The following is a 14,679-nucleotide window of genomic DNA, read 5'->3' on the forward strand; positions in this document are numbered from 1 at the left end:
TTCATGGTCAACGGGCTGGCGGCAGTCTTTGCCCTTAAAAGTGCACCTACCGTCACATTGTCCAGACGACACCTCGTTTTCAAGCTAGCTTGGAGGCATGGGTTGGGTTATCAATGTGCCAGGCGCTCGTGGGTATGAGGGATACGCGCAAGTCCTAGACACGGACGGCAAGGTCGTTAAAGACAGGAAGTCGGATCAGGCGGTAGCGGAGCGGTGTGAGCGTGAGGGTGTGTTCTGGCGGGCAGCGGATGTAGCCGGCTGGGTATCGCCGACGTTGCACCGGATCCCAGAAGGGTTCACCGGCAAGGTCGATCCAGATGAGCGGTTTATGGATGATGTGCTGCGCCCTGAATGGGAGCAATTCGTGTACGACACCGTTCCGCTGGTACACATCCGTGTGCTTCTCGACCGGATCGCCCACCATAAGCAGCGGATCACCAAACTTGATGACGAACTGGCCGCAGCGGTGCGCCACGCAATGCGAAATGGGTCTCACTGGGCCACCATCGGGGAAGAGACGGGCCTCGGCAAACAGGCTGCTAGGGAACGCTGGACGCAAGCGGACGAGCTCTAGACGCCACGATGGCGAGGTATCAGTCTCCATTTTCGCACATGACCCACGCGAAAGTCTCAGTGGCTTAGCGGGACTGGAACTGCTTTTAAATTCACCATGGCACGTACTTTCGGATATTGCGGCCTGTCTCCGAGTTTAGAGGCGCACAAACCCGAGAAGCGTCACTCTCTATCCATCTCATAACGCGCGGGCAGATCCGGCTTTGCGCCTATTTAAAGGCTGTGGACGTCGCAGACGCCCCGCGCTCACCACGCGGGTATCTTGCTGCCTTGGATTGCAGCGTGGGCAGCTGAGCGGGGAGGTAGTCTCTACGCGTGCCGCGGTGCAATCTTCGGTGAATCGAAGCGAAATGCTGGGCCGTTGACATTCGGTGGACGCAGCGCTTCTGACCTTACCGACCTGGCCAAGTCAATTCGCAAATGCTGTGTGGTGTGTAGTCCCAGAAGTCGCTGCAAGCTAGGGCTGGGTCGCTTCGGGCTCCGGAATACAACTGTCCGCCGGTGATAGTTCGTAGGGAGCTTGTCATAACCTCGCGGTCAGACTTTCACCGTGTAGCGGAGGGCCGCACCCACACTCAGGGCAAATGCCGCAGGGATGAAGTACGCACCCACAGACAGAAGCCCGAGTACGCAATAGCCTACAAGGAGGATGGCGCATAGCAGCACGACGATGCGGTGCCGATTGACCAGTGCGATGATCCCTAGTATCACGGGCACTGACAGAGAGATGTAAGCAGTTGGACCGCTTGCATCTACGACATTTGTGGCCGTAAGAAAATACGTTGCGGCGGCTACGGAACACGCGATGCTGACTGCAGCAAAGGGTCGGTGACGAGGAGCCTCCGCATTCGTTGCACCACCGCGAACGTGCGTCATACTCGGATTTTACTCCCGTCGAAGTGCATCGAACTGTAGGTCGCATTACCTACCCGCGGCACGAGCAAGTGGTTTTTGCCGCCTGCGCGAACTCAGCCTGCGCCTTTACGATCGACCTCGGCGCGCCAGGGCACTGAAACGAATGGCAACTCTAAGCAACCGTTGTCTAGTTCTAGCGTTCACACCCCGGCTGGTTTTTCACCTGACCTGCGGCGCAAGCTACCGCCATACCGGAACCTTGCGCACACGAGGAAGGGCTCGGACATGCGGCCTAGGAGGATCTTCAGGAGACGGTGGCCGGGCAGTGTTCGATCACGCACACTAGATTCCAGAACAGGGGCGGCCGAGCTCCTCACTGCGGCTGGCCACGAGATTGACGACGAACTGGTAGCGGAGGCACTGATCCTTACCCAGCCTATTGGTGTTGTCACAGGCGTGGACGGCTGCCAGTGGGGCTACAGTAGGCTCCACTGGCAGGGCATCTGCACTACCTGTTTGGAGGCGTACGGACAGGAAGGCTGACCACATGTCCCGAAAAAACTCCCGGATCGAGATCATGGTCCTGCTACTGGTAGTGGTTGTGAGTGGAGCCTTTTTGGTCATGCTATTTCAGGAAGTGGGGAAACCCAGGGGCCCGGAATGCAAGGAAGTTAGTTCGCAGGTGACTGATCGGATCGCGAGTCGTTCCCAAGGCGTAACCATCGTTCCTGTATCAGCGTCTGCCGTGCGCTCTCCCTGGATAGAAAATCACCTCAGTGATGCAGGGGCTAGCGGCTATTACGTAGTCGCGATGACGTTTCTTGATTCTGATGGGGCGACGCAGAGCGCGGTGTGGGGCGTCAGGACCGCGGCACCGCTTGAAGTGACGGAGTTGGAGGTCCGACTCGCGAGTCCGGATAGTGAAGCTATTGTCAGCTTGGACGAGACCGCGCACAGGGTGACGGACTGGCCGGACTATGCACGCATCGAAGATGCCCTGGACCAGTGGACGCTTGATGATGTCGGTCAATGTCTAGATAGATAATGTAGACAAGCCCCGAATGTCAGTTCAGAGCTGTGTCGTCACCCACCAGCAGGCCCTGACGATCCGTCGAAAGCGTCGAGAATCTGCTGAGCTCCGAGGGCCGCGGTGAGTTCGCCGCTTCTTACCGCTGCCTCGACGCCGCTGCGCATCGCCTTCACATCAGGATTGTCAGCGAGCCGCTGGAGCAACTGGTCGTGCACCATCGACCACGTCCAATCGACCTGTTGTTGTCGTCGGCGTTCGTCAAACACCCCGGCTTTGGTCAAAGTGTCGCGGTGCTTGAGGACGGTCTCCCAGAACGTATCCACCCCGACGTCTTCGAGGGCACTCATCGTGAGCACGGGAGGCTGCCACAGCGATTCTTTGGGGTGAATTAGCCTCATCGCGCCCGCAAGTTCCCTCGCGGCTTTCTTTGCGTCACGCTCGTGGGGTCCGTCGGCTTTATTGACCGTCACGATGTCTGCGAGTTCGAGGACACCCTTCTTGATGCCCTGCAGCTGGTCACCCGTCCGGGCCAATGTGAGGAAGCAGAAGCAGTCCACCATGTTCGCCACGGTCACTTCGGACTGCCCTACCCCCACGGTTTCGACAAGTATGACGTCGTAACCGGCGGCTTCAACAAGAACCATTGTTTCGCGAGTAGCCTTCGCTACCCCACCGAGGGTTCCGGCGGTGGGCGATGGACGAATGTAGGCATTGGGATCAACGGCCAGTCGCGCCATGCGTGTCTTGTCGCCCAGGATTGATCCACCGGTGCGAGTTGAGGACGGGTCCACGGCAAGGACAGCCACTTTGTGCCCCTGCGCGACGAGGTGCATTCCGAGTGCGTCAATGAACGTGGATTTACCGACGCCCGGCACGCCTGTGATCCCAACCCTGTAGGCGGACCCCGAGTCTGGAAGCAGTTTCAACAGGAGCTGTTGGGCACGGTCGCGATGGTCGCGGCGGGTGGACTCAACTAATGTGATCGCGCGTGCGAGGTCGGCCCGCCGATTGCTTCTAATAGCGTCGGCGAGTGCGTCTGTGTCCATGATTCAGGCATCCATACTCAGGCAGGCTCGCTTAGGTCATGCCCCAACTGGTCAGCCAACTTCTCCAAGAGATTGACAGCTGCATCTGCAATCACTGTGCCTGGTGGGAAGATCGCTGCCGCGCCAGCAGCGTACAGTTCATCGAAATCACCCGGTGGAATCACTCCCCCGACGACGATCATGATGTCGGAGCGGCCAACGGAGGCGAGAGCGTCGCGTAGGGCTGGAACGAGCGTGAGGTGGCCAGCCGCAAGCGACGACACACCAACAACATGCACATCGTTGTCGGCGGCCTGTTGCGCTACCTCACCAGGTGTTTGGAACAGTGGGCCCACATCGACGTCGAATCCTAGGTCCGCGAATGCTGTGGCGATAACCTTCTGGCCTCGGTCGTGTCCGTCTTGGCCCATCTTGGCGACAAGGACACGAGGTCGGCGTCCCTCTGCCTCAGCGAACTTTTGCACCACTTCCGTTGCTTTTGTCACGTTGGTCGCCGACCCTGCCTCATCCTTGTAGACCCCACTGAGGGTGCGGATTTCTGCCTGGTGTCGCCCAAATACTTTCTCCAAGGCGTCAGAGATCTCGCCCACGGTCGCTTTAGCTCGCGCCGCATCAATCGCCAATGCCAACAGGTTGGTTTCGCCAGGCTCATCGGGGTGCCCGGCCGCAAAGGTCAACCTGTCGAGGGCAGCCTGGACGGCTTGCGGACCACGATCAGCACGAAGTTGCTGCAATTTCTCTAGCTGCTCCGTACGTACTCGCGAGTTTTCAACCTTGAGAACTTCGATTTCGTGGTCATCGTCAACTTGGTACTTGTTGACGCCAATCACCGGTTGGCGACCAGAATCGATCCGCGCTTGAGTACGGGCCGCTGCTTCCTCAATGCGTAATTTTGGAATTCCATCATCGATGGCCTGCGCCATGCCGCCGTGTTCCGCAACTTCGTCGATGCGGGCCCTGGCGCGTTTGACGAGTTCGTGGGTGAGCCACTCCACGTAGTAGGACCCGCCCCATGGATCGATGGGCCGCGTCGTTCCCGATTCTTGTTGCAAGAGCAACTGAGTGTTGCGGGCGATTCGTGCCGAAAAGTCCGTCGGCAACGCCAATGCCTCATCCAGTGCGTTGGTGTGCAGCGATTGCGTGTGCCCTTGCGTCGCCGCCATCGCTTCAATGCAGGTACGCGCAACATTGTTGAACACATCTTGTGCTGTCAGCGACCAACCTGATGTTTGCGAGTGCGTACGAAGTGACAGTGACTTCGCATTCTTCGGGTTAAATTCGCTAACCAGTTCGCTCCACAGCAACCGACCTGCGCGAAGTTTGGCAACTTCCATGAAGAAGTTCATGCCGATGCCCCAAAAGAACGACAACCGCGGAGCGAACTTGTCGATATCGAGGCCAGCTTCGAGACCTGCTTTGAGGTACTCAACCCCATCAGCGAGGGTGTACGCCAACTCTAGGTCGGCGGTCGCTCCGGCTTCTTGAATGTGGTACCCCGAAATGGAAATGGAGTTGAATTTCGGCATCTTCGTGCTTGTAAACGAGAAAATGTCCGAGATGATCCGCATCGAAGGTTTCGGCGGATAAATGTAGGTGTTGCGGACCATGAACTCTTTGAGGATGTCGTTCTGAATGGTGCCAGCAAGCTTTTCTGGCGGCACGCCTTGTTCCTCGGCAGCGACCACGTACAACGCCAGAATGGGTAGTACCGCACCATTCATCGTCATCGATACCGAGACGCTGCCGAGGTCGATACCGTCGAAGAGTTGACGCATGTCAAGTATTGAGTCGATCGCAACACCGGCCATGCCCACGTCGCCTTCAACGCGAGGGTGGTCCGAGTCGTACCCGCGGTGAGTCGCAAGATCGAACGCGACGGACAGGCCTTTCTGACCTGCGGCGAGGTTGCGTCGGTAGAAAGCGTTGGACTCAGCTGCCGTGGAGAACCCCGCATATTGCCGGATGGTCCATGGCTGGTTTACATACATTGTGGGATACGGTCCGCGAACGAACGGGGCGGCTCCAGGCACACTGTCGAGTGGGTACCCTTCGGTCACCGCTGCGTCTCGGTCCGCTGCCGTGAAGACCGGGTTGACCGAAATGCCTTCCGGGGTATGCCACACCACGTCGTCGGCTGTGTAGTTGTTTGCTTCCGCTGCGGTCGCTGCAAAATTGGTTGCGTCGTCCCGTGTGGGAGGTGGACCGACCGAATCGTCGCCACTGCTCAGCGGAATGTCGCAGAACTGCGGGAATCCGGCTGGCCTGTGTTGCTGCGTTGTCACTTGACCCCCAACTTTTCGAGCATGTCACTCAGCGCCTGCACTGCGTCCATCCGGCCGGAGACAAAACCATCGGGCTCAGTTCCGCCGCTCAGAGCGCCACCACTGAGCGCTGAAGCGGAACCAGCGAGTAGCACCGTACGGCCGTCAGCCTTCAAGGCTTCAATGGCCGCGCTTGCTTCGTCGGCGTAACGCTTGTCTGAGCCGCAGATCACGATGAGCGCTGCGTTGGTTTCATCCGCTTGTTCTGCGATCGATTCGATATTCGTCACACCAGGGTTGATGGCTTCGATACCACCGGCGGCGAGAAGGTTCGTCACAAAGGTTGTGCGCACGTTGTGTTCCGCCAAAGGGCCCAGCGGGGCAAGGAGAACCTGGGGCCGTTCACCCGTCCGTGCAAGATGGTGATCTGACCTGTCGCGCAAGGACTCAAACGGTTCGGCATAGCGATGAACGCGCCCGCCCGGGAGGCGATGTGGAGCGTCACTGCTATCCGACGCGATTGGTTTCTCAGCGAGGTTCGGAAACTCGTTAATTCCCGTAATTTTCATTGTGCGCGAGGCGACTTGAGAGTCGCGTTCCTCGCGAGTGCGCGCAATGGTGGTGTGGAGTTCGCCAGATTTCACAACACTGAGGTATCCGCCGCCGCTTTCAATCTCCTGGAAGACCTCCCATGCCGCGTTCGCGATGTCAGCAGTGAGCCGCTCGACGAACCACGATCCGGCAGCTGGGTCGACGACCCGCCCCACGTTTGCTTCCTCAAGTAGTAGCAGTTGAGTGTTGCGGGCAATGCGCTGCGCAAATGACGCTGACACATCAAGCGCCGAAGCAGGCAAGGCGGAATCGAATGGTAGGACGGTGACAAAGTCCGCGCCACCAACACCTGCACCAAACGCGGCGACGGTCGTACGGAGCATGTTTACCCACGGGTCACGCTGCGTCATCATCGCCGACGACGTCACCGCATGCTGCGGTGCGTCACCACATTCCGGAGCCCCCAGCGCTTCCGCTACACGCGCCCACACCTGCCGGGCCGCCCTGAATTTAGCAATGGTGTGGAATTGGTCATCCGTGGCACCAAAGCGGAACTCAATCTGCGCTAGTGCCTGGGCTGCAGTGAGCCCATCGCTCATCATCGCGGAAACATATTCGACTGCCGCAGCGCACGCGGCCCCTAGTTCTTGCACATCGTGCGCTCCAGCATCGTGGAACACAGTGCCGTCGACGGTGATGGCCCGTATTTGTTCGTCGCGAGAACCAGCGGTTTTGGCCAGTGCCAGCGCCTCTGGCAGATCTACTGTCGCGGCCGTTGAACCCTCTGTTGCTGCAAAAGCGCTTGTTAGCGGTGTGGCACCGAGGCTGATGCGTACCGATGTGCGGTCGAACTCATTCTCCCGGCCACGTTCATCTAAGAGCGCCAACACAGCATTAGCTGCCGCGGCGGTGCGTGTCCCAGCGTCGAGGATGACGGGTGCGAGGTCCAAGTAAACGCCGCTCAATACGCGACCGAGTTCTTCGACGGCGATGTTATCGTCGCGGACTGTCACCCACAGCGCACCTGCACCATTTTGCAGCGCGCCAAGAATTTCATCGTTTAGATCGGCCGCGGTCGTTGCGCCATCGCCGAAACGGCACGTCACATACCAACCTTGGTGAACGTCGCGCAATGCGTTAGTGCCCCTGGTGAAGGGGAACTGCCCAGGCAATGGTTGCTCAGGGACTTCATCCTCGCTGGTGTAGAGGGGACGCACCGACAGCCCGTCCAGCGTATTTGCGACAAGGAAGTCGTCCGGAAGCTCGCCAAACTCTTCCGGTGCCTTGCCCTGACTCTTCGCGAGCACTGCCGCGACCGCACGCCGCCAAGACGTGAGATCCGGACCGGTGCTCGGTGCATCGTCGACCGTCATTGGAGAGAGTCTAGTGGGGATCACTCACGGTGGAGCAACATGCCACCCCTAGAAGCAGATTCGCCCGCGCTTTCGCACGTACGGCACCCGTTACAGCGTTAATTGACCATGTGAGATTCTTAACTTATTCCCAGATTGCGGCTGTCACAACTCGGACATTTGCAGTTCAGGCCGTATCCTTGGGTTTTATGACAAGTGACTCGCACGAGCCTAAAGGCGTCGAAGTTGGCGCATTCAGTGCTGATGTCACCACTGCCGAACCGCAAGCAGCCGAACCGCAGTCACGGTGGAAAGTTCGAGCGATCGCCGCGTCGCAATCTCCACGCGTTCGCATCAGTGCTGCACTGTTCATTGTTGTCGTAGCAGTTGTCGTGTTCATGAGTGTCCCAGTTCCCACCGTGGCTGAGATGCGCATTTGGGCGGCCGACCTTGGCCCCCTCTTTCTCCTCGCCTTTGCCGTCGTTAACTTCGTCGTCATCCTCTTCCCCGTGCCACGCACTATGTTCACCGTGACAGGTGGCGTCTTGTTCGGCGTTCTGCCCGGTATAGCGATATCCATCGTCGCCGGCGCATTGGCTGCTGTCGTGTCCCTCATCGTCGTACGCACGGTGGCCCGGGATTACGTCCACGCCCGCATCTCGATGCAGGCATTTCATGATGTCAACGAGCGCCTCGCTCGACGTGGCTGGCTCGCTGTGGCTTCGCTACGGCTCATCGCACCGTTGCCGTTCTCCATCGTCAACTATTCGTGTGGGCTGTCATCCATCCGCGTCATGCCCTTCACTGTCGCCACCATCATTGGCATGATTCCCGGAACCACCGGCGTAATACTCCTCGCCGATGCCATCACAGGGACTACAGATCCACGACTCATCGTCGTCTCCGGAATACTCATCGGCATCGGTGTCGTCGGGCTCATCATCGACAACAAGCTCTCCGCACGCGACGCACGCCTCGCGGCCGCTTAACGCCTCACCGTCGGCGGTCTAACAAAGAAAATACTGCGGGTCACAAACACGCCACAACATGGCACCGTTTCAGCAAGACTGTGTGTACTGGGTAGTTCTACACCAGCGCTGCGAAATGGAGACATCATGACAACCCCACCGCCAATTACTCCACTGCCACCCCACACACACGTCCTCATCGCAGGGGCCGGCTTTTCGGGCCTTGGCGCAGCCATTCGCCTCACGCAGAGTGGATTCACAGACTTTGTCATTCTCGAAAAAGCTGACGATGTTGGGGGCACATGGCAAGCAAACTCCTACCCAGGCTGCGCATGCGACGTGCCGTCAGTGTTGTACTCCTACTCGTTCGCGCAGAATCCCAACTGGAGCAGCAGCTTCTCCCCCCAGCCTGAAATCTATGCGTACCTCCAACGCACAGCACGCGAATACGGCATCATGCCAAAAGTTCGACTGAGCACCACGCTCGACGACGCGGCATGGGACGACAAAGCCAAGGTGTGGCGGTTCAATACGAGCGCTGGTCAACTCACCGCAGACATCTTCATCAACGCCACCGGGCCATTGTCTGAAGTGTCGATACCAACGATCCCTGGAACCGAAAATTTTGCTGGCGAAATGTTTCACTCAGCGCAGTGGAACCACGAATACGACTTGCAAGGAAAACGCGTTGCCGTCATCGGCACAGGCGCATCCGCAATACAGTTCGTGCCTGAAATTCAACCTTCAGTGGCGAGCATGATTCTGTTTCAACGCACCGCGCCGTGGATTCTCCCCCGCCGTGATCGCAAGTTCTCTGACCTCGAAAAGTCGTTGTTTCGACGGATTCCTTTATTGCAGCGTCTAGCCCGCTACACCACGTACTGGTACCGCGAAAGCTACGTCATTGGGTTCACGAAAATTCGATCAGCTCTGCGCATCGCCGAAGCCGTCGGGCGGTACAACATTCGCCGCCAGGTGAAGGACAAAGAACTGCGCAAGAAGCTCACCCCGTCCTTTCAGCTTGGGTGCAAGCGAGTCCTCATGTCCAACAATTACTATGCGACCCTCGACAAACCCAATACCGACGTCACCACCGCAGGAATCGCACGCATCACTGAGAACTCAGTTGTCGCCACTGACGGTGTCGAGTACCCCGTCGACTGCATTATTTGGGGCACCGGGTTCCATGTCACCGACACCGCCATCGCGCAGCACGTACGAGGCCGCACAGGGAAGACGCTCGAAGAAACGTGGCGAGGCAGTCCCGAGGCGTACCTCGGAATCACCGTCGCGGACTTCCCCAACTACTTCCACATGGTGGGTCCCAACACCGGCCTCGGACACAGTTCCATCGTGTTCATCATCGAAGCGCAGTTGCGCTACATCGTCGATGCCATCAAGTACGTCAACGACAACCACCTCGCCGCCATCGAACCGCTACCTGAAGCGCAAGACGAGTGGGTTGAACTTATCGAGCAAAAATCCGCAGGCACAGTGTGGCTCGAAGGCGGCTGCAATAGTTGGTACCTAGACGAAAAGGGACGGAACTCGACGCTGTGGCCCGGGTACACCTTCACCTACCGCAAGTTAACGGCGAAGGCGGACCCGGAGAAACACTTCGCTGAAGCTCAAGCCAGAAGCTAAGAGTCCTGCACTAGGCCGCGGCCAAGTTCGCCGAGCCCAGTCTCAATCGGCTTCTGTGCCTCAGCCTCGGCAGCCTTGACAGCGGCGTCGACAGCGGGATCAGTTCTGATGTCGAACCAATCTTCGATGCCCTCTGGGGTTTCCTCGGGACTGGGAAGATCGTCCTCGACTGAGCTCGGTTCAAACCGGAAAACGCCGTCCTTACCCGGTGCGCCCAATTGCTTCGCGAAACCCTGCAGCGCAGCGTTGTAATCGCTAGGCACAACCCACACCTTGTTTGCATCGCCTTCGGCCATCTTGGGCAAGGTCTGGAGGTAGGTGTAGGCCAACAACTCAGGCGTGGGCCGCCCCTTCTTGATGGCAGCGAAGACTTTCTCGATAGCTTTCGCTTCACCCTGAGCGTTCAGGTAGGCGGCGGCACGGTCACCCTGAGCGCGCAAGATCGCGGACTGCCGTTCACCTTCGGCGTCAAGAATGGTGGCCTGCTTTGAACCTTCCGCTTCGAGAATGCGCGCTTGCTTCTGCCCCTCCGCAGTCCGAATGGCAGACTCACGGTGGCCTTCAGCCGTGAGGATGGTGGCACGCTTTTCCCGGTCGGCCTTCATTTGCTTTTCCATCGACTCTTGCACCGATGGTGGTGGGTCAATACTGCGAAGTTCTACGCCACCGATCTTGAGACCCCAACCGGACGTCTTCTCATCCAGGGCGCCGCTGAGCTGTTGGTTAATGACGTCACGCGAGGTCAGGGTTTCTTCCAGCGTCATCCCACCGACAACATTGCGGAGTGTGGTGGTGGTGAGTTGCTCCACACCGCCGATGTAGTTGTTAATGCCATACACGGCAGCGCTTGGATCGGTGACACGGAAATACACCACTGTGTCGATCATGAGACGCAAGTTGTCTTTGGTAATCGCAGACTGCGGGGGGAAAGACACAACTTGTTCACGTGTATCTACCCGCGCACGAATCCGATCAGCGAAAGGAATGAGAAAGTTCAGCCCAGAAATAGTGCGGGTGTACTTGCCGAACCGCTCGACCACGGCAGACTCGGCTTGAGGTATCAGTGCGACAGACTTAGCGAGTACTACGACGGCAAGAACGATAAGTACCGCGACGACGAGTAAAACTTCCATCAGGGTTGCCTCCAAACGATGGCGGTCGATCCTTGGATTTGAGCGACAATCACATCAGTACCAGGTGGGTACTGTTCAGTCGGATCAATTGGCCGCGCGGTCCAGAGGTCACCGGACAAGCGAACCTGCCCCGCAGTGGCGCTGACTTCCTGTGTTACCACAGCTGACTTGCCCTCTAGCTCCGCAACGGTCCCCTCAATCGCGGGATGCGAGTGCAGCTTCTTCACCAGCAACGGTCGTACTCCGAGGAGCAGTGCGACCGACGTGCCGAGGAAGAACAGCGCGTCGACCCAAATCGGAAAGTCAAAGACTGCACTGAATCCCGCGGTTGCGAGCGCTGCACCGGCGAGCATTAAGAGGAAAAACTCGCCAACTACCATTTCGCCGACAGCAAGTACTGCGGCACCAATAAACCATAAGAGCGCTGTCACACACTCCATCTAACCGGCGTGGAACTCATGCGGCAACCTCTAGCCGGTAACGATCGCCACATGACGGCAGCGAAAGTGATCTAGGAACCGGGTTCCGTCACAAAGTCGACAAGCCGCTCAACAGCCCCGATCAGGTCCGACTCCAAGTCGCGGAACGACGAAACCGACGAGCTGACGTGAATCCAGCCGTCCTGTGGTGTTCCCCACCCAAGCGCGTCGCATATGCCGGTTTTCCAGTCCTGGCCCATCGGAATTCGTGGCCACTCCGTAATTCCGACTGCGCGGGGGCGCACAGCCTGCCAAATGTCAACAAAAGGATGCCCCGTAACCATGACGTGCTGTCCAAGGTTCTGCGTAAGCCGCGCCTCCTTTGAACCCGACACCAGGTGGTCCACGAGAACTCCCACCTTGCGGTTAGGGCCGGGTTGAAACTCAGCGAGTTTCGCACCCAAATTGTCTAGGCCACTCAAAGGCTCGACAACGACACCTTCGACACGTAGGTCGTGGCCCCACACCTTCTCCACCAGTTCAGCGTCGTGCACGCCTTCCACCCAAATGCGGCTCGCACGCGCAGTGCGCGCCTTAACATTGCTGACCCGAACAGAACCGGATGCACTGCGCGTCAATTTCTCTGGTGCTTTCGCAACGGGGCGGGTCAACGTGACGCGCTCGCCTTCCAGAAGAAACCCGCCGTCGCGCAGGCGGAACAACCGTGTACACCTCGCAGCGTCTTCTATGCGAAGGAAATCGCCGTCATACGTGCGCTCAAACCCCACAATTGCACCGCAGTACCCAGTGACGGCGTCTTCGACCACCATCCCGATTTCTGCGGCTAAAGCTGGGTAGGTTTTGCGTCGGTTCCGCGCATGACCACCGAGAATGTCACCTGTGTACCTGTTGTCCACCACAACGCAAAACAGTATCTGATCTGCGTGGATGGTAGATGTCGCCACGCCGATCTATGCTGTTTTGTCATGTCCTCTCCCAGTGCCACGCTCGCCGTATGGGGTAGCTCGTGGCTGAACGGCCACAGCGCCCCCGATGACGTCATTGACGCACTACACCAGTGGGCTCCGCTGCATTTCATCACTGTTGGTGAGCGCGTCACGCACGCACCGGCAATGGATAGCTGGGCTGAGGAGTCGGACGGTTCTGCAATGCACCTGCTGCGCCTACTGAGGCACGTCTGCGGGACAACCAGCGCAATCTCGGTGGTTCTGCCCGCTCCGGGCGACGCACGCGGACTTCCACCCGGTACAGCTTTCAGCGCAGCCGCATTCTCCGAGGGCGAAGCCGTCATTCTGCATTCTGACACTGAATCAATGGGACTTGTGCCCTCGGCCGAGGGAGACGAAGGGCTTTCCTGGTGCATTTTCCCGCTAGAGCAAGCCGCACCCCTCGTTCAACCACATCCGCTGGGGGAAGCTGAATACCTCTTACGAACGGCCACTCGCGATGCGGCCGCAGCACTAGGAACACTTGAGTTCACTGACCTCGCAGGCCCCGGCGACGTACGCCCACTCATCGTCGAGGCCCTTGCCGACCTTTCGACTTTCCGATACCCAGATTCCATACCCCCACGGGCAGCGCGGGTATTTGATTCCGCCAACGAGATCGACGCGATCTTGCGTGTAGCTGATGATCACAGCCCGTTGGGATCGCTGACCGCAACGGGCGCCACCGCCCGAGAGGACGTGCTGCGCCCGCTGCGCACAGCAGTGAGAGAGGCTCGACTAGCCGCTATTTATGCTTGCGCCGACGCTGGCCGACGACGCGGAATCTGACAACAGCCCTCACCGCAGGGCTCACCGTTCAAGGTCGCACCCCGCGAAGGTTGAGCACCGAGACGAACGGCCTGCGCACCCGACAGTTCCTCGTCGATGAGATCGACGATCATGGTTGCGAAACGGCTATCGGTGCCCGGAGTCGCAGCCCTGACGAGTTCCACATTGTGCTCGGCTGCCGCTTCCTGTGCCTCCGTGTCGAGATCCCACACCACTTCAAGGTGATCGGAAACAAATCCAACCGGACACACGATGACGCTGCGGTGGCCCTGAGCCGCCACGTATTCGATGTGGTCACAGATGTCAGGTTCAAGCCACGGGATCTGCGGTGGACCAGACCGCGACTGCCACACCACGTCGAACTCCGCAAAACCCGCTTTGCTCGCGCACAGTGCCGCGGCTTCGTTCACCTGTCGGCTGTACAGGTATCCGCCGTCGTCCGGAAGTCCACCGTGCGCATCAGCTGATTCCGGGACAGAATGCGCTGTGAAAACAAGCCTCGCACCTTCCCTACCAGATGGTGACAACTGCGCCTGCGCAGCCCTGATCGCATCGGCGAACATTTCCACCATCAAAGGGTGATCGTAGTAGTGGCGTAGTTTCCGCAAGTCAGGGGCATCATCGACCGATTCTCTCGCCCGTGCAATGTCTTCGTGGTACTGGCGACAGCCCGAATATCCGCCCCACGCTGACGTCGGAAAAACGAGTGCCCGCTTAACCCCATCGCGGGACATCTCAGCGACGGTGTCCTCCACCATTGGATGCCAGTTCCGGTTGCCAAAATAGATCGGCAACCGGATGCCCCGACCTGACAGTTCCTCCGCCACCCTGTTGATGATGTCGCGGTTCAGTGCGTTGATCGGAGACACACCTCCGAAGTGCATGTAATGCTCAGCCACATCGTCGAGTCGCTCAGGGGGCACATTTCTCCCCCGCGTCACGTTTTCTAGGAACGGTCGCACATCAGCTGGTTTTTCTGGCCCACCAAAGGACAAGAACAGCAGCGCGTCGTACCCCTGTTGGTCTTCGTTACATACACCCATGGAGTCC

Annotated in this window: 13 protein-coding genes; 5 read left to right on the top strand and 8 right to left on the bottom strand. The window is 58.7% G+C overall.

The window, feature by feature from the left end:
* Positions 1 to 97 precede the first annotated feature (97 nt).
* Positions 98 to 574: a hypothetical protein gene (locus IEW73_RS04300; RefSeq protein WP_188671001.1), complete on the top strand. Its 477-nt coding sequence runs from the start codon at positions 98 to 100 to the stop codon at positions 572 to 574.
* Between the two features lie 536 nt (positions 575 to 1,110).
* Here the strand turns inward: IEW73_RS04300 and IEW73_RS04305 are convergent.
* Entirely contained in the window at positions 1,111 to 1,449 is a 339-nt protein-coding gene (locus IEW73_RS04305) for a hypothetical protein (RefSeq protein WP_188671003.1), read from the bottom strand.
* A 661-nt stretch (positions 1,450 to 2,110) separates the two neighbouring features.
* Here IEW73_RS04305 and IEW73_RS04310 point away from each other — a divergent pair.
* On the top strand, positions 2,111 to 2,473 hold the full coding sequence (locus tag IEW73_RS04310) for a hypothetical protein (RefSeq protein ID WP_188671005.1): 363 nt from the start codon (positions 2,111 to 2,113) through the stop codon (positions 2,471 to 2,473).
* Positions 2,474 to 2,511: 38 nt separating this feature from the next.
* Here the strand turns inward: IEW73_RS04310 and meaB are convergent, their stop codons facing one another.
* The 3 genes from meaB to IEW73_RS04325 are packed head-to-tail and all read right to left on the bottom strand — an operon-like array spanning position 2,512 to position 7,690.
* Positions 2,512 to 3,504, bottom strand: a complete 993-nt coding sequence (gene meaB, locus IEW73_RS04315) for a methylmalonyl Co-A mutase-associated GTPase MeaB (protein ID WP_188671008.1) — start codon at positions 3,502 to 3,504, stop codon at positions 2,512 to 2,514.
* Positions 3,505 to 3,521: 17 nt separating this feature from the next.
* Entirely contained in the window at positions 3,522 to 5,786 is a 2,265-nt protein-coding gene (gene scpA / locus IEW73_RS04320; RefSeq protein WP_229675739.1) for a methylmalonyl-CoA mutase, read from the bottom strand.
* Positions 5,783 to 7,690 (bottom strand): methylmalonyl-CoA mutase family protein, encoded by a 1,908-nt coding sequence (locus tag IEW73_RS04325; protein WP_188671010.1) that lies wholly within the window; start codon positions 7,688 to 7,690, stop codon positions 5,783 to 5,785. Before IEW73_RS04325 ends, scpA begins: the two co-directional genes overlap by 4 nt.
* A gap of 188 nt (positions 7,691 to 7,878) precedes the next feature.
* Here IEW73_RS04325 and IEW73_RS04330 point away from each other — a divergent pair, with 188 nt between their 5' ends.
* Positions 7,879 to 8,658 (top strand): TVP38/TMEM64 family protein, encoded by a 780-nt coding sequence (locus tag IEW73_RS04330; protein ID WP_229675741.1) that lies wholly within the window; start codon positions 7,879 to 7,881, stop codon positions 8,656 to 8,658.
* A gap of 126 nt (positions 8,659 to 8,784) precedes the next feature.
* Positions 8,785 to 10,281, top strand: a complete 1,497-nt coding sequence (locus IEW73_RS04335) for a flavin-containing monooxygenase (RefSeq protein WP_188671012.1) — start codon at positions 8,785 to 8,787, stop codon at positions 10,279 to 10,281.
* Here IEW73_RS04335 and IEW73_RS04340 read toward each other — a convergent pair.
* The 3 genes from IEW73_RS04340 to IEW73_RS04350 form a co-directional block, all read right to left on the bottom strand.
* On the bottom strand, positions 10,278 to 11,414 hold the full coding sequence (locus IEW73_RS04340; protein WP_188671014.1) for an SPFH domain-containing protein: 1,137 nt from the start codon (positions 11,412 to 11,414) through the stop codon (positions 10,278 to 10,280). The genes IEW73_RS04335 and IEW73_RS04340 overlap by 4 nt on opposite strands.
* Positions 11,414 to 11,845, bottom strand: coding sequence for an NfeD family protein (locus tag IEW73_RS04345; RefSeq protein ID WP_188671016.1), 432 nt, complete (start codon positions 11,843 to 11,845; stop codon positions 11,414 to 11,416). The genes IEW73_RS04340 and IEW73_RS04345 overlap by 1 nt, the downstream gene beginning before the upstream one ends.
* Positions 11,846 to 11,925: 80 nt before the next feature.
* Positions 11,926 to 12,753 carry a DUF3097 domain-containing protein gene (locus tag IEW73_RS04350; RefSeq protein WP_188672876.1) on the bottom strand — a complete coding sequence of 276 codons (828 nt, stop codon included), beginning with the start codon at positions 12,751 to 12,753 and terminating at the stop codon, positions 11,926 to 11,928.
* A 66-nt stretch (positions 12,754 to 12,819) separates the two neighbouring features.
* Here IEW73_RS04350 and IEW73_RS04355 point away from each other — a divergent pair, with 66 nt between their 5' ends.
* On the top strand, positions 12,820 to 13,629 hold the full coding sequence (locus IEW73_RS04355) for an Rv1486c family protein (protein WP_188671018.1): 810 nt from the start codon (positions 12,820 to 12,822) through the stop codon (positions 13,627 to 13,629).
* On the opposite strand, the gene IEW73_RS04360 is transcribed toward IEW73_RS04355, so the two are convergent.
* Positions 13,590 to 14,672, bottom strand: coding sequence for a ferrochelatase (locus IEW73_RS04360; RefSeq protein ID WP_229675743.1), 1,083 nt, complete (start codon positions 14,670 to 14,672; stop codon positions 13,590 to 13,592). The genes IEW73_RS04355 and IEW73_RS04360 overlap by 40 nt on opposite strands.
* Positions 14,673 to 14,679 lie beyond the last annotated feature (7 nt).

Origin of the sequence: Hoyosella rhizosphaerae, assembly GCF_014643175.1 — a bacterium.
Classification (GTDB): Bacteria; Actinomycetota; Actinomycetes; order Mycobacteriales; family Mycobacteriaceae; genus Lolliginicoccus; species Lolliginicoccus rhizosphaerae.

Excerpts from the sequence above, each read along its gene's own strand:
- IEW73_RS04300 (WP_188671001.1), top strand. The coding sequence starts at position 98 with ATGGGTTGGGTTATCAATGTGCCAGGCGCTCGTGGGTATGAGGGATAC.
- IEW73_RS04305 (WP_188671003.1), bottom strand. The coding sequence starts at position 1,449 with ATGACGCACGTTCGCGGTGGTGCAACGAATGCGGAGGCTCCTCGTCAC.
- meaB (WP_188671008.1), bottom strand. The coding sequence starts at position 3,504 with ATGGACACAGACGCACTCGCCGACGCTATTAGAAGCAATCGGCGGGCC.
- IEW73_RS04325 (WP_188671010.1), bottom strand. The coding sequence starts at position 7,690 with ATGACGGTCGACGATGCACCGAGCACCGGTCCGGATCTCACGTCTTGG.
- IEW73_RS04330 (WP_229675741.1), top strand. The coding sequence starts at position 7,879 with ATGACAAGTGACTCGCACGAGCCTAAAGGCGTCGAAGTTGGCGCATTC.
- IEW73_RS04335 (WP_188671012.1), top strand. The coding sequence starts at position 8,785 with ATGACAACCCCACCGCCAATTACTCCACTGCCACCCCACACACACGTC.
- IEW73_RS04340 (WP_188671014.1), bottom strand. The coding sequence starts at position 11,414 with ATGGAAGTTTTACTCGTCGTCGCGGTACTTATCGTTCTTGCCGTCGTA.
- IEW73_RS04355 (WP_188671018.1), top strand. The coding sequence starts at position 12,820 with ATGTCCTCTCCCAGTGCCACGCTCGCCGTATGGGGTAGCTCGTGGCTG.
- IEW73_RS04360 (WP_229675743.1), bottom strand. The coding sequence starts at position 14,672 with ATGGGTGTATGTAACGAAGACCAACAGGGGTACGACGCGCTGCTGTTC.